Source organism: Nocardia sp. NPDC004123 (assembly GCF_053603795.1).
Map to the genome: position 1 here is coordinate 103499 of NZ_JBSGGG010000017.1, position 14428 is coordinate 117926.

The following is a 14428-nucleotide window of genomic DNA, read 5'->3' on the forward strand; positions in this document are numbered from 1 at the left end:
CCGACCGGCCCGGACCGGCACTTCGCTATCGTTGACGATGCAATGACCAGGACCGCCGCCACCTCTCGCGAGCTTCGTACCCGCCTGGCCGATCTCTCGATCCGCGACGAGCACCGGTTGCGTCGCAGGCTCGACAAGGCCCGCGGCGGCGATCTCACCGACCTCGAAACAGATATCGACGCCGCGCAACGCCGGGTGGACGCCCGCCGCGCCGCCGTCCCGGCCATCAGGTATCCCGAGCAGCTACCGGTCTCCGCGCGCCGCGACGACATCGCCGGCGCCATCGCCGCGCACCAGGTCGTGATCGTGGCCGGTGAGACCGGCTCCGGCAAGACCACCCAGATCCCCAAGATCTGCCTCGAGCTCGGGCGCGGGATCCGCGGCACCATCGGCCACACCCAGCCGCGGCGACTGGCCGCCCGCACCGTGGCCGAGCGCATCGCCGAGGAACTCGGCACCGAACTGGGCGACGTGGTCGGCTACACGGTCCGCTTCACCGATCAGGCGTCGGACCGCACGCTGGTCAAACTCATGACCGACGGCATCCTGCTCGCCGAGATCCAGCGCGACCGGCTGCTGCGCCGCTACGACACGATCATCATCGACGAGGCGCACGAGCGCAGCCTCAATATCGACTTCCTGCTCGGGTATCTCAAGCAGCTGCTGCCCAAGCGGCCGGATCTGAAGATCATCATCACCTCCGCGACCATCGACCCGGAGCTGTTCGCGCGGCACTTCAGTGACGAGAACGGCACGCCCGCACCGATTGTCGAGGTGTCGGGACGATCGTATCCGGTGGAGGTCCGATACCGGCCGCTGTCGCTGGAGCTTCCGGTCACTTCCGAGGACCCCGACGACGAGGACACCCGGATCGTCGACCGCGACCCCACCGACGCCATCGGCGACGCGGTGCGGGAACTGCAGGCCGAGGGCGACGGCGACATTCTGGTCTTCCTCTCCGGCGAGCGCGAGATCCGCGATACCGCGGATTCGCTGCGGGACATGCGGCTGCCGCGCACCGAGATTCTGCCGCTGTACGCGCGGCTGTCCGCGGCCGAGCAGCACCGGGTGTTCGAATCGCACACCGGCCGGCGCGTGGTGCTCGCCACCAATGTGGCCGAGACCTCGCTCACGGTGCCGGGCATCCGCTACGTGATCGACCCTGGCACCGCACGCATTTCGCGTTACTCCATGCGCACGAAGGTGCAGCGGCTGCCCATCGAGTCCATCTCGCAGGCGTCGGCGCGACAGCGGTCCGGTCGCTGCGGCCGTGTCGCGGACGGTATCGCCATCCGGCTGTACTCCGAGGACGACTTCGAATCCCGGCCGCAGTTCACCGAACCCGAGATCCTGCGCACCAACCTGGCCGCCGTCATCCTCCAGATGACCGCGCTCGGACTCGGCGATATCGAGAGCTTCCCGTTCGTCGAGGCCCCCGACGCCCGTGCCATTCGCGACGGCATCGCGCTGCTCGAGGAACTCGGCGCGCTGGCCCGGGCGGAGGCCGAAGCCAGTGCGCGCAAGGACATTCCCGACGCCGGTCTGATCCTCACCCCCATCGGCCGCGAAATGGCGCAGATCCCGGTCGATCCGCGCATGGCCCGCATGCTGGTCGAGGCGAACCGCGGCGGCTGCCTCGCCGAGGTCCTCATCATCGTCGCGGCCCTGTCCATCCAGGATGTCCGCGAGCGACCCGTCGAACACCAGCAGGCCGCCGACACCAAACACGCGCGCTTCACCGTCGAGGGCTCCGACTTCCTGGCCTACCTGCGCCTCTGGGACTACCTGCGCGAACAGCGGAACGCCCTGTCCTCCAACCAGTTCCGCCGCCTGTGCCGCGACGAGTTCCTGCACTACCTCCGTATTCGCGAATGGCAGGACCTGCACGGCCAGCTCCGCACCATCACCCGCGGCCTCGGCTGGAACACCGCGGGCTCGGACGCCCAATTCGACCGCACCGCACCGTCTTCCGATGCCGACGGCACCCCGCGTAACCGCCGCGGCCGGAGCGCGAGCCGCACAGATCGCAGCGAGAGCAGATCCGAAACCGGACCCGGCGGCCACATGGCCACCACCGAGGCTCCCGACGGTCATACCGGACGAAACCGGCGCGGGAGCGACGTCGCGCACGCCAACGACTCGGGCCGTGCGGGGCGATCTCACGGCGGGCGCGGCAGAGGCGCGACATCGGACAGCGGCAGGGCGGAGTTGGCCGAGACCCTCGCGGCGAAAACGGGGCTGGACAACGACTCGCTGCCGTGGGATGTGACGTCGATCCACCAGGCGCTGCTGGCGGGCATGCTGTCGCATATCGGTGTGCGGGAGGCGGAGACCCGGGAGTTCCTGGGAGCCCGCAATGCCAAGTTCATGATCTTCCCGGGATCGTCGCTGGCCAAGAAGCCGCCGCGGTGGGTGATGGCGGCCGAGCTGGTGGAAACCTCGCGGTTGTGGGGCCGGACGGCGGCGCGGATCGAACCCGAGTGGGCCGAGCGGCTGGCCGGGGACCTGGTGAAACGCACGTACTCCGAACCGCACTGGTCGGCGAAACGGGGTGCGGCGGCAGCCTACGAGCGGGTGACGCTGTACGGCATTCCGCTGGTGACGCAGCGGCGGGTGGACTTCGGGCGGATCGATCCGGAGTTGTCGCGGGAGCTGTTCATCCGGCACGCGCTGGTGCAGGGCGAGTGGCAGACCAAGCACGACTTCTTCGCGCGGAACCGCGAATTGCTCGACGACGTCGCGGATCTCGAGCATCGGGCGCGACGGCGCGACATCCTGGTCGACGACCAGGTGCTGTTCGACTTCTACGACCAGCGCATCCCGTCGGACATCGTGTCGGTGCGGCACTTCGACAGCTGGTGGCGCAAGACCCAGCGCACCGATCCGAACCTGCTGGACTTCACCGCCTCCACGGTGGTGAACGAGGATGCGGCACTGCTGGATCCGACCGCCTACCCCGACAGCTGGCGGCAGGGCGAGCTGACCTTCCCGCTCACCTACCAGTTCGAGCCCGGTCAGGCCGACGACGGTGTCACCGTGCACATTCCGATCGCCCAGCTCGCGCACGTGCGCTCGGTCGGCTTCGACTGGCTGGTCCCCGGCATGCGTGAGGAGCTGGCCGCCGCTTTCATCAAGACGCTGCCGAAACAGCTGCGCCGCACCGTGGTTCCCGCACCCGACTTCGCCAAGGCCGCCCTGGACCGCCTCACCCCGCGCGCCGAACCACTGCGCACCGGACTGGCCCGGGAACTGTCCCAGCTCGGCTCGGTGACCATCGCCGCCACCATGCTCGATCCGGCGGGCCTGCCCGACCACCTGCGGATGACCTTCGCCGCCACCGACCCGACCGGCGCCGTCGTCGCCCGCAGCAAGAGCCTGGCCGAACTGAAATCCAGCCTGGCGGAACAGGTCTCGAAGTCGGTGGCGCGCGCCAACAACGCCGCCGAGCGGGCCCCGTCCACGGTGTGGACCTCCGAATCCCTGGGCACCCTGCCGTCCTCGGTGAAACGCCAGGTCAGCGGTCAGACCATTACCGGTTATCCGGCCCTGGTCGCGGAAGCGAACGGCGTGGCGGTACGCGTCCTCAGCTCCCCCGCCGCCCAGGCCACCGCCATGCGCACCGGCACCCGCGCCCTGCTGCTGGGCGCGATCACCACCAATACCCGCGCCGTCACCGCGGGCCTGCCGCCCACCGATCGCCTTGCGCTGAGCCAGAATCCGTACGGCACCCTCGACGCCCTGGTCGAGGACTGCCGCGCCTGCGCCGCCGATGAACTCATCGCCGCCAATGGCGGACCGGTGCGCAGCCCCGAGCAATTCCAGGCGCTGGTGGAGAAGGTCCGCCCGCAGTTCACCACGGCCGTCGCCACCATCGTCCGCTCCGTCGTCCCGGTCCTCGCCGAGGCGCACCGGCTGCGCGCCGCCCTCGCCGAATCCCGCGACCGGGACGCCACCGACGATGTCACGCACCAGCTCGACGACCTGATCTTCCCCGGTTTCATCGCCGAGTGGGGCAGCGCCCGGCTGCGGGAACTCCCCCGCTATCTGGAAGCCGCCCGCCTGCGCCTGGAGGCGCTCCCCGCCTCCGCCAACCGCGACCGCGCCGGCCTGGCCGAACTCGACCGCGTCCACGCCGCCTACGACCGGCTCGTCGGCAACCTCCCCGAGGCGCGCCGGGGCGGCCGCGACATCGTCGAAATCTGGTGGATGATCGAGGAACTCCGCGTCAGCCTCTTCGCCCAGCAGCTCGGCACCCCCTACCCGGTGTCGGCGAAGCGCATCGAGAAGGCGATCGACATCGCCCGCCGCCCACCCCAGCAAAAGCGCTGACGGGGCGCGATCTTCCGCGCAACACCACGGGCATGCACTGGCGCACATGCCTTCTCGGAAAGCGGTTGCGGGCCAGCGCATCGCGCCTCGGCCAGGACATGAGACGCCGGGAAATGAAGCGGTCCGGCTCCGAATTGCTCGGGGCCGGACCGGGAATCGATGTGGGGGTGACCGGTAGCGGTCGCCCGTTTACTGGGTTGCCGCGCCCACGGTGTGGTCGGCGCGGTGCTTGCGCAGGTCGGCGATCTCGCGTTCGAAATCCTCGGCGGAGCTGAAGGATCGGTAGACCGAGGCGAAGCGGAGGTAGGCGACCTCGTCGAGATCACGCAGCGGGCCGAGGATGGCGAGGCCGACCTCGTGGCTGGGCACCTCGGGGGAACCCTTGGCACGCACCGCATCCTCCACCTGCTGCGCGAGCAGGTTCAGCGCATCCGAATCGACCTCGCGGCCCTGGCAGGCGCGGCTGACGCCGCGGATGACCTTCTCGCGACTGAACGGCTCGGTGACACCGCTGCGCTTCACGACCGACAGGATCGCGGTTTCGACCGTGGTGAACCTGCGCCCACACTCCGGGCAGGCACGTCGCCTCCTGATGGCGGTACCTTCCTCGGCCTCACGCGAGTCGACCACCCTCGAATCGGGATGACGACAGTACGGGCAATGCATCCGGGATCCTTCGTCGATGCCTGGGCTTCCACAGCAACCTCGAGCAATCTCGAGGATACCGTGACGGACCCGATCGGCGGCGTCCGCCCGGGTCCGCAGGCCCGAATCAGGTGGTCACCTGCCACTGCGAGGTCAGGTCGGCGAGCAGATCCGGCAAGCGCTGCACCAGCCGCCCAGTAGTCAGCATGACCGGGAACGGCACGGCCAGAACCGGTCTCGCAGCGGCCGGATTCGCGCACAGTTCCAGATAGCGCGGCAGCAGATCGTGGGTGATGTAGTTCCACCGCGTGTCGCGGTCGGCCCAGTTGAAGTCGGGCAGCGGGGCGCGCAGCGACATCGCGCCCGTGGTGAGGGTGGTGGGCGCGAAGACGCCGGGCGCGCGGACGCCGGGAACAGCGGCCTTGCCCGCGATCGTGCTCACATAGGTCATGACCCGACCCATGTCGCCACGGCCGTGCGAGGTGACATCCCATTGGTCGGCGATGATCTGGTTCTGTTCCCGGTCGGTCATGCGCAGCGCGGCGTCGGCCAGGCCGTCGGGGGTGCCGGAATCGATCTCGCGCCAGGCGGTGATGGCGTTCTCGTCCAGCACGCCGGCCCGGTACATCTCCTCGACACCGGCCAGGCCCGCAGCCGCGTAGGCCTCGTGCATGGGCACCTGGTCGATGAAGATGTGCTTCTGCATGATCATCAGCCGGGTCTGGTACCAGGCCAGATCGTCGGCGGTGAGCCGCTCGCCCGCGGTGCCGAGGGTCCGGATGTCGGCGGGCAGGATGTCCAGCAGCTGCGGCGGGGTGCCGTGCAGCAGATCGGCCACCGAGTCACCGAGCTGATGGATGCCCGGCACGGTGAGAATGGCCGACACATCGCCCATGTCGAAGAAGCCCGACGCGAACGACCCGCCGGCCAGCCCGGCCAGACCGGTCCACCAGTAGTCCGGGTGAGCGTTGTCGAGCCGCAGGTAGTTCACATAGACCTGGGTGAAGGTGCGGGTATTCGCCGCGACGCCGCGCCCGGGATCCCAGGCCGCCAGGTCGATGTCGGCATTCCGGGTCGCGGTGACCAGCCAGTACTGATGCAGCAGCGTCGCGTAGCGCCGCGGCTCGACACCCGCGACGCGCGCGTCGTCGAGCGCGGCCCGCAGGGTGTCCGGATCCAGGGGCAGTGCGGGATTCAATCCGCCGCCGCCCGCGCCGTCACCATTGACCGACGGCAGATCCAGATACGCGGCATAGGCGGACTCCGGATGCGCGGCCGGTGCGGTCACCAGCCCGATCGTCAGGCAGGTGAGGACACCGGCCACCCGGATCAGCCCTCGAACTCTCGGCATTGACGCCCCCTGTCGCTGTGCGCGCGGGCCGGAGCACGGCCCGCGCGGATGTAGCCTCTGTCACATCCAGGGGGACGCTAGCAACACGTTTCAGTTTTCAATCTGCATTTTCGGCCACGCCGATGGCCGTCGAGCTCTATCCCGAATAACGGCTATGACCGGGCAACTATCGCAGCAGCGGGCTCGCTATCGCACCGGCGCCTGGACCAGCTGGACCGAGGACGGGGTGGTCTGCGAATCGAAGTCGCCGGAACGCAAGTGGGCCAGACCGATCAGACCGGCCACGGCCAGCGCGCTCATCAATGCGGTGATGGCGAGGGCCGCGAGACCGACCTGGGCGCGCTGCACCCGATCCAGCGGATGCGCGCCACGGGCGCGCCGGGCCGCGTGTCGCACCACGACATGGTCGCGTCGAACACCTGCGCCGGCGGCGGGCCGAACCCGTGCGCGGCAGGGGCGGCGGTCCAGGGCGGGACGGCCCGCAGCCGCGGGCGTCCCGGCCCGGAACCGATCCGAACGCAGCTCCCAGGGGATGCTGTCGAATCCCAGATCGCTTCCCAGAGTGTCGATTTCGCTGACCACGGTGCGCATCGAAGAAACCTCCAAAGTAGGGCGGACCGAATGATGCTGGACAACTGACTCGATCATGTGTTCGAAGAACTGATGTTCGAATTTTTACCACGGCCCACCGACAATGTCACTGATTTCCCCGACATGCGTCGAACAGATGTTTGATCACACGCGTCACACGGACTACAGTCGAGACACGAGTTCCCCGGACGCACGATGAACCGCATCCGGGAACGAATTCCGGTGAGCGACAGCAGTGAACGGAGGACGGCGGCGGTGAGCGAACACGGCGGCGCGGATGGTGAGAACGGACCCCTTGGTCCCGACGGTGACGGCCCCCTGTCCGAATCGTCCGGTGTCGGCGCCGATCTGACCATGCGCCAGCGCAAGGTACTGGAGGTCATCCGCACCTCGGTGCACGACCGCGGCTATCCGCCCAGCATCCGCGAGATCGGCGATGCCGTCGGCCTCACCTCGACTTCCTCGGTGGCACACCAGCTCCGGGCGCTCGAGCGCAAGGGCTATCTACGCCGCGACCCCAATCGCCCACGCGCCGTGGATGTCCGGGGCCTGGACGAGACGGCGATGCGCGCCACCGCCGGCGTGTCGCAGCTGCGCGCGGTCAATACCGAGGCCGACGCCTCCGACGGGCACCCCGCCCCGACCTACGTCCCGGTGCTGGGCCGGATCGCCGCCGGTGGCCCGATCCTGGCCGAGCAGGCGGTGGAGGACGTCTTCCCGCTGCCGCGCGAACTGGTCGGCGAGGGTTCGCTGTTCCTGCTGAAGGTCGTCGGCCAGTCCATGATCGACGCCGCCATCTGCGACGGCGACTGGGTGGTCGTGCGGCAGCAGAACGTGGCCGACAACGGGGACATCGTGGCCGCCATGATCGAGGGCGAGGCCACCGTGAAGACCTTCAAGCGCACCGGATCCCAGGTGTGGCTGATGCCGCACAACCCCCTGTTCGAGCCGATTCCGGGCAATGACGCCCAGATTCTCGGCAAGGTCGTCACGGTCATCCGCAAGATCTGACCGTGCCCGCACTGCCGTGGCCCGGCGACCGCCCCGCAGACCGGCCGCCGGGTCACGACAGTCGTCTCCGTCAGTGGTTGAGCACGCCGTTCCACACCGCGTGCGCCCCCGAGTCCCCGACCCGGTAGGTCTGCCACCCGGCCGCCGCGCCGCTCGCGATCACCAGCAGTGCGATCACCGCCGGCACCGCCCGGCCCAGCGGCTTCCCGCGGCCGCGCCGCAGGTGCACGAAGACCAGCAGTACGGTCGAAACCAGCAGCGGCGCAACGAAATACAGCATCTGATGGCCGAGCCGCGCGTGCTCGTCCACCACCGGGGGATTACCGAGCTGCCGCTGGAACCACTCCCCCGCCTCCACGGTCACCGGCGTCAATGCCGTCACCAGCACCGCCAGGACGGCCGTCGGCCAGATCAACCGGCTGCGGGCCGCGGGCCACAGCGCACACAGGATCAGCAGTCCCGCGGTGAGCGGGACCAGCACGACAATCACGTGCACCAGCAGGACATGGGCGGGCAGCCCATTGAATGTCGACATATATCGGCTCTTTCGAACTCGGCGAACGAAGCCCGGCGTATCAGAACAACGTAAGCCGGGCCCGGCCGGTTCGGTTCGGACCCACGGTCGTCCGGCGAGTTCGGATCGGGACCGTGGGTCGCGCGAGCAGTCAGTCGGTTTCGGTGGGCACCACGATGCGAGAGATGAGCTGGGTGGGCGCCTCGTCGCGTCCGGGCATCGGCTGGGCGGCGACCTTCGGGGCGACGGTCTCGGGCGCCGCGGACGCGGCCGGCTCGAGCGCCGCGGGCTCGGGGGCGGCGACCGCCTCCGGCGCGGGAACCGGTAGCACATCCACGATCTGGGGGGCCGGCTTGTCCTGGGCGGGCGTCGCGGGCAGGTCCGGCATGGAGGCCAGCGCAGCGGCCGGGTCCAGATCGCGGGCGGCGGGTGCGTCGGAGTTCAGCGCGGCCAGGCGGCGGGCCCGCAGGTCGCCGCTGAGCGCCGCGGTCACCTGATCCGGCGATCCGGCGGGGGTCTGGACGATACGGCGGGTCGGGACGTCCTCGACCGGCGCGGCCTCGGCCCCACTCGGCAGCCCGGAGCCGGCGGCGAAGCCGAGCACCTCGTACTGCGTGCCGATGGTCATGACGGCCGAGTTCTTATCGTGCGCAATGTATCCCTGGTTGGTGCCCATGACGCGACGCAGCGACTCCAGCCAGCGATGGTCGAGGACGCGGCAGTCGGCCCAGGGGAAGTACTCCAGCCCGGTCCGTAGATAGAAGCGGTCACCAATGCGCGCACCGCGCAACAGCTCCAGCAGCCAGGCATCGATGAGATTCGGCTGCGCATTGCGATAGATGCGGGACTGCGGGGGCACGGAACCGTTCGCGAATTCCCCGAAGGAGTTCAGCAACTCACCCGGAAACTCTTCTAACTTCCCAAAACCCACGACATCTAAACCAAGAAGTTGCTCTGGAAGTTGGGCGGCGATCCTGCGCTCGTCGTGCAGTTTGAACTTTCTATTGATGTTCTCAGTGCGCATTTGTCTCCGACTTCCCATTCCAACCTGACGGAACCCTAGCATGAACCAGACCGTTTCAAACCAGTTTGGTCGGCCGCCCAGAGCCGTGGTACGGCCACTCCCGCAACTAATCCGCAACCAGCAGTTACGGCTATCACGACGCAACGAACCGCCCGTTCGGGATCATTGGCCATAGCGTCCGGCGATGATTTCCCCTTGATGCCACAGACCCGGATTCGCAGGCTCCCAGTAGTTTCCGTGTGACACGACATCGAACGGCAGGGCCCGCAATACGGGAAGGTCGATAGTGGCTCCGGAAGAAGTGAAAGCCGTTGCGCGAAATTCGCGATCGACCGGATCGACCCCATGGAGAAACTGTCCGAACTTGGGCACCGGATCAGCGGGGTCGGCCGTGGCATAGACATGCGCACCGTTGTGGCCCGCAGGTATACCCGTCAAACGCAATTTCGAAACATCACCAACACCTACCCCAGGACTTCCCACGAACACCAGATCGTCGGCCGCCAGAGAGTTCGCTCCGCTGGCCGCCGCTCCGATCACGGCGCTCCCGTAGCTGTGCCCGACGACCGTCTGATGGGCCGCGAGCCCTAGGTGGCCGGCCCGCAGGCCACTCTCGAACCGATCCAGCGCGGGCGCGCCCGCCCGAGCCCGGCGATCACGCGCCGCCTCGGCCAGATCCGGCGGTGCGTCGTACCCGTACCACGCGATGACCGATGTCCGCGCGGCCGGATCGGCTCGCTCGGCCGCTTCGAGCAGCGCCAGCGCGCGGCCGACCCCGACACCGATACCGGTCAGCGACGATCCGGTACCGGGAACGAAGGTCGCGACATTGACCGTGAGATCCGGATTGTTCAGTGCGATCGCGCCGTGCCCGTTCCGGTCCACCGCCAGCACCAATCGGCCCGAGCCCGGATCTCCGGCCTGATTCGCGAGCGCCGCGTACCCGGCATCGCGCGTTTGCGTCTCCTTCCGCGCGGCTTCCCACTCCCGCAACCGAATCCAGCCCGCGCTGGTGGTCGGCAGGTTCTCGTGCCGCGTCCAGTCCCGGTGCCGGTCGGCCAGCCGCCGATCCTCCACCGCGGCCTCGGCCCGCAACCGTTGTAAGGCGATCCGGTTGTAGTGGTCGCGGGCCAAGGCCGGCATCCCATCGCGGTCGCCGAGCAGCGGATCGGCCGCGAACAGCGCGTCCTGATCCGCGGGTGTGAGCGACTTCCACAGCGCGCAGAGCACTGTGGGATCTTCCGGAAGACTCGCGGTCCCGTCGAGAATCCCGGCGACCCGAGTGCTCGGCCCGCCACCCGTCGGATCCACGGCCAACCCCGCCAGCGCCTCCGCCACCGCGCCGAGGCGGGCCCCGACCCGCTCGTCGATCTCCCCCGCGAGATCCAGCAGGGGCACCAGCCGGGCCTGCACCTGCTTCGCCTTCGCGTCGAAGCCCGCCTGGAAGATCAAGTCCAGCGCCGAGTTCCCGGTATCGGAGCGCGGCCCGCGGACCGTGCCGTCCTCCGCGATCCGGCAGCCGGTGGCCCGGGCCTCGTCGGCGAGCTGCCCGACCAGCGCGCACACCCGCTCGAGCGCGCCCGCCTCGGCGAACGCGTCGGCGATGTCGAGCAGTGCCGCACCGATATGGTTCGCCGCCAGCTGCGACTCCCATGCCCGCAGCGCGGCCGCCGTCCCCGCCGCCCCCTGCCACCCGGCGACCGTGACATCGGCCAGGCGCCCCACCCGTGTCATGGCCCCGGAGAACGCCGAATCAGCCACCGCCACACCCGAACTGGCGCGGATCGCAGCTCCCGGCTCCCATCCCCGCACTTGCGAAAACCCCGCTCGCACCATCGCGCCTCCCCACGCAATCCCTTCCGATTCGCGAAATCTGCACTGCCGCCGGGGCGCAAGCCTCCCGCGCTGGGCGCCCGACTCCGTCCAACGCGCCACCGGTCACCCTCGGCGCGGAACGCCACAGGTGCCAACGGCGAATACCGTTCAGCAGGAGGCGAGTTCGTTGTTCGTGCGGCCGCCGGACCGGCGAGGCCGGTCAGGAAGCGCCGTGCAGATAGCCGTCCAGCTGGGTTTCGAGAGCTAGCTCGGTGGCCTCATAGGTGGTTGCGGTGTGGACGGTGGTGTCGGCGAAGGTGTGGAGGTGGGCGGCCAGCCTGCGGAGGGCGGCGAGGAGTGGGTCGCCGACGGTGACGGCGGCGGCGCCGATCGCGGAATTCGGCATGGCCCGACCGACTTTCGCGATCAGGTCGACCGGGTCGACGGCCGAGATGGCTGCGGCTTCGGAGTGGATGCCCGCCGCCATGATTCGAAGCGCCGTGATGTCGGCGCGCAGCATGTCTGTCATGCCTCCCCCTTCGTGTGGACACACCCTAGCGGCGGCGGGACGGGAGGTCTCGGCGAAAAGGCGGGGGCTGTGGACAGCGCGGTGGCTGTTCACATGGGCGGGTTCAGGTGGTCGCGGCGGCCCGGCGGGCGGCATCGCGGGCGAGCGCACGGTCGCGCTGCTCTTCGAACCGGACCACGTCCTTGCCGAGTTTGTCCAGGTACGTGGCCAGACTGTCCCGGATCCGCTCGCCGCGGCCGGAGAAGTCGGTGCGCTCGAAGATGTTCCATTTGCGCAGCACCGGGAGGATCACCTCGTCGAGATGCTGGCGCAGATCGTAGATGCCGTGCTTGGCGATGAGGACGCTGTTGCGGCGGAAGTCGGGCATGCCGGCACCGGGCATGCGGAAGTTCTCGATGACCGCGCTGATCGCCGCGAGGGCGTCGTCGGGGACCAGGTCCAGGGCCGCGCCGCAGATATTGCGGTAGAAGACCATGTGCAGGTTCTCGTCGGTGGCGATACGGGCGAGCAGGCGGTCGGCGACCGGATCGTGGCAGGCCTTGCCCGTATTGCGGTGCGAGACACGGGTGGCCAGCTCCTGGAACGTCACATAGGCGACCCCGTGCAGAACGGCGTGGTCACCGGTTCCGGTGGGGTCGTCGACGCCGGTCCCGACACAGATCATGCGGGCGTGCTCGAGCGCCACCGGATCGACGCCGCGGGTGACCACCAGGTAGTCGCGCATGGCGATCCCGTGCCGGTTCTCCTCGGCGGTCCAGCGGTCCACCCAGGTGCCCCAGGCCCGCTCGCGGGTGAACGATTCGGAGATGAGCCGGTGGTAGGAGGGCAGATTGTCCTCGGTGAGCAGATTGGTGATCATGGCGGCCCGCGCCGCCGGGCTGAGCCGGGACTGCCCGGGCTCCCAGTCGATTCCGCCCAGGGCGGCGAAGTTGCGCCCCTCGTTCCAGGGCACGTAGTCGTGTGGATGCCACTCCTTGGCCACCGAGAGGTGCCGGTTCAGATTCGCTTCCGCCACCGGTTCGAGTTCGGCAAGCACTGCGCTCGCGGTCATGGAATTCGCCACGTCGTGACCCTGCCCTACGACTTGATCTCGGCACTCCCCATTGCCAGCGAGCCTACCCGGATCTGCGGTGAATCGCCCTGGCGCTCTTGGAAGACGACCGTTCTGTCGATTGGCGGAATCCGGGTGATCGATACCGATGGGCTGTAAAGATTTTCTCCGTCTGCGGCACCGCACTCGTTTTCGATCTTCAAATCGTGTTCAATGAACCCGGCAATCCATTGCCTTCGGTTCGAATCACCGATGGGTCCGTGACTGCGGTCCGGACCAGGTAGTCCTCGCCCGCCAGGTGCCGGCTACACCCCACGCCAGCAGAACGACCAGCCCGATAGGAAGCGCCGGTCCGGCAGCGCCGTGACCAGCAGGCGGGTCCCCGGCAACCCGCCACGGACCAATCGGGCGACGCGAGTCCACGCGCCACCGACCGCGTTGATGTTGATCTGCGCAAATGCGATTCACCGGCGAAAAAAGATATCTGCGATACCTAGGAGGGCAGATGGCGGCCGTTCCCGCATCTGCGAGAAAGGCACTACCCACCATCGTCTTCACCGTGCTGGTGATGGCCGCGGCGTTCTGGCAGCGGGACGCGGTCCTGACCGGAGTCCACGCCCTCGCCGCAGCCGACCCGCGCTGGCTGCTGCTGGCCGCGCTCGCCACCCTCGCCCTCTGGCCCACCTCGGTTTTCATGCTGCGTGGTTCGATACCCGCCGACACCTCCGCCCGGCAGCTGTTCGCCCTCCAGCTCGCGGTACCCGCCATCGGCCTGGTGCCCGCGGCCTCACTGCTGCTGCGAATGCGGTTTCTGCGCCGCACCGGACTGAGTCATACCGGCGCGGTGGCGTCCATCGCGCTGATGGGATTCGCCGCGCTGGTGGTGCGGGTTCCGCTGGTGGTGATCGCGGCGCTGGCCGCGCCGGGCCTGATGAGCCGCAATGGCGCGCAACCCCCGTGGCACGACCTGGGTACCCGTGCTTCGGCGTGGTGGCACCACCTGATCGGCGGAAATCTCTGGCACACAGCCGCGATCATGATCATCGCCGTGCTCGCGGGAAGCATCGTCCTGGCGGTGGCCGCCCGGGCGATGAACCGCCGGGTACAGGCGCACGGCGGCTGGCGGCAGCTGCCCGCCCGCATGTGGCACGCGCGCTCGGAGGCCGAACTGGCCTGGAAATCGGTGGCTGCCACCGCGGTCCGTCCGCGCCGCGCGGCGGCCCTCTGGATCTGTGCGCTGATCCAGCCGCTGCTCATGGTGGTGGCGCTGTGGGCGGTGCTGCACGCGGTCGGCGCGAACCTCAGCCTGCCCGACACGTTCGTGGTGGAACTGGTGACCGTGGCCCTGGCCCCGCTGCTGCCCTCCCCGAACGGGGTGGCCACCAAGGAGATCACCATCGCGGCCGGCCTCACCGCCGTCGCGGGCCTGACCGGCGGGGTGGCGGTCGGCGCGGCCCTGGGCTTCCGGCTCCTCACCTTCTGGTGCCAGATCCCGCTGGGCCTCGCCTCCTTCGCCTATCTGAACCATCGCCGCGCCATCTGAGCGCGGCCCGGATTCGGTTACCGAT

At 69.0% G+C, this 14428-nt stretch carries 11 protein-coding genes; 3 read left to right on the top strand and 8 right to left on the bottom strand.

The features are described from left to right. Positions 1–42 precede the first annotated feature (42 nt). Positions 43–4329: an ATP-dependent RNA helicase HrpA gene (gene hrpA, locus ACWEQQ_RS25120; protein ID WP_452349909.1), complete on the top strand. Its 4287-nt coding sequence runs from the start codon at positions 43–45 to the stop codon at positions 4327–4329. A gap of 189 nt (positions 4330–4518) precedes the next feature. Here the strand turns inward: hrpA and nrdR are convergent, their stop codons facing one another. The 3 genes from nrdR to ACWEQQ_RS25135 form a co-directional block, all read right to left on the bottom strand. Then, positions 4519–4995, bottom strand: a complete 477-nt coding sequence (gene nrdR, locus ACWEQQ_RS25125) for a transcriptional regulator NrdR (protein WP_452349910.1) — start codon at positions 4993–4995, stop codon at positions 4519–4521. Positions 4996–5101: 106 nt separating this feature from the next. After that, positions 5102–6325 (bottom strand): hypothetical protein, encoded by a 1224-nt coding sequence (locus ACWEQQ_RS25130; protein ID WP_452349911.1) that lies wholly within the window; start codon positions 6323–6325, stop codon positions 5102–5104. Positions 6326–6511: 186 nt separating this feature from the next. After that, complete coding sequence (locus ACWEQQ_RS25135; RefSeq protein WP_452340649.1) at positions 6512–6916, bottom strand: hypothetical protein; 405 nt, start codon at positions 6914–6916, stop codon at positions 6512–6514. A 222-nt stretch (positions 6917–7138) separates the two neighbouring features. On the opposite strand from ACWEQQ_RS25135, the gene lexA reads away from it, so the two are divergent. After that, entirely contained in the window at positions 7139–7927 is a 789-nt protein-coding gene (gene lexA, locus ACWEQQ_RS25140; RefSeq protein ID WP_452349912.1) for a transcriptional repressor LexA, read from the top strand. Positions 7928–7997: 70 nt separating this feature from the next. On the opposite strand, the gene ACWEQQ_RS25145 is transcribed toward lexA, so the two are convergent. The 5 genes from ACWEQQ_RS25145 to ACWEQQ_RS25165 all read right to left on the bottom strand — a co-directional run bounded on the left by ACWEQQ_RS25145 (position 7998) and on the right by ACWEQQ_RS25165 (position 12860). Next, positions 7998–8462, bottom strand: a complete 465-nt coding sequence (locus tag ACWEQQ_RS25145; protein ID WP_379384090.1) for a DUF2231 domain-containing protein — start codon at positions 8460–8462, stop codon at positions 7998–8000. Between the two features lie 130 nt (positions 8463–8592). Further along, positions 8593–9372: a hypothetical protein gene (locus tag ACWEQQ_RS25150; protein ID WP_452349913.1), complete on the bottom strand. Its 780-nt coding sequence runs from the start codon at positions 9370–9372 to the stop codon at positions 8593–8595. Positions 9373–9627: 255 nt separating this feature from the next. Then, positions 9628–11226, bottom strand: coding sequence for an alpha/beta hydrolase (locus ACWEQQ_RS25155; protein ID WP_452349914.1), 1599 nt, complete (start codon positions 11224–11226; stop codon positions 9628–9630). A gap of 274 nt (positions 11227–11500) precedes the next feature. Then, positions 11501–11809, bottom strand: coding sequence for a hypothetical protein (locus tag ACWEQQ_RS25160; RefSeq protein WP_452349915.1), 309 nt, complete (start codon positions 11807–11809; stop codon positions 11501–11503). A gap of 103 nt (positions 11810–11912) precedes the next feature. Next, positions 11913–12860 carry an acyl-ACP desaturase gene (locus ACWEQQ_RS25165; RefSeq protein WP_452340644.1) on the bottom strand — a complete coding sequence of 316 codons (948 nt, stop codon included), beginning with the start codon at positions 12858–12860 and terminating at the stop codon, positions 11913–11915. A 505-nt stretch (positions 12861–13365) separates the two neighbouring features. On the opposite strand from ACWEQQ_RS25165, the gene ACWEQQ_RS25170 reads away from it, so the two are divergent. Next, the gene (locus tag ACWEQQ_RS25170) at positions 13366–14403 is read left to right on the top strand and encodes a lysylphosphatidylglycerol synthase transmembrane domain-containing protein (protein WP_452349916.1); all 1038 of its coding nucleotides are present in this window, start codon (positions 13366–13368) and stop codon (positions 14401–14403) included. Positions 14404–14428 lie beyond the last annotated feature (25 nt).

Excerpts from the sequence above, each read along its gene's own strand:
- ACWEQQ_RS25170 (WP_452349916.1), top strand. The coding sequence starts at position 13,366 with ATGGCGGCCGTTCCCGCATCTGCGAGAAAGGCACTACCCACCATCGTC.
- hrpA (WP_452349909.1), top strand. The coding sequence starts at position 43 with ATGACCAGGACCGCCGCCACCTCTCGCGAGCTTCGTACCCGCCTGGCC.
- ACWEQQ_RS25165 (WP_452340644.1), bottom strand. The coding sequence starts at position 12,860 with ATGACCGCGAGCGCAGTGCTTGCCGAACTCGAACCGGTGGCGGAAGCG.
- nrdR (WP_452349910.1), bottom strand. The coding sequence starts at position 4,995 with ATGCATTGCCCGTACTGTCGTCATCCCGATTCGAGGGTGGTCGACTCG.
- ACWEQQ_RS25145 (WP_379384090.1), bottom strand. The coding sequence starts at position 8,462 with ATGTCGACATTCAATGGGCTGCCCGCCCATGTCCTGCTGGTGCACGTG.
- ACWEQQ_RS25135 (WP_452340649.1), bottom strand. The coding sequence starts at position 6,916 with ATGCGCACCGTGGTCAGCGAAATCGACACTCTGGGAAGCGATCTGGGA.
- ACWEQQ_RS25130 (WP_452349911.1), bottom strand. The coding sequence starts at position 6,325 with ATGCCGAGAGTTCGAGGGCTGATCCGGGTGGCCGGTGTCCTCACCTGC.
- ACWEQQ_RS25160 (WP_452349915.1), bottom strand. The coding sequence starts at position 11,809 with ATGACAGACATGCTGCGCGCCGACATCACGGCGCTTCGAATCATGGCG.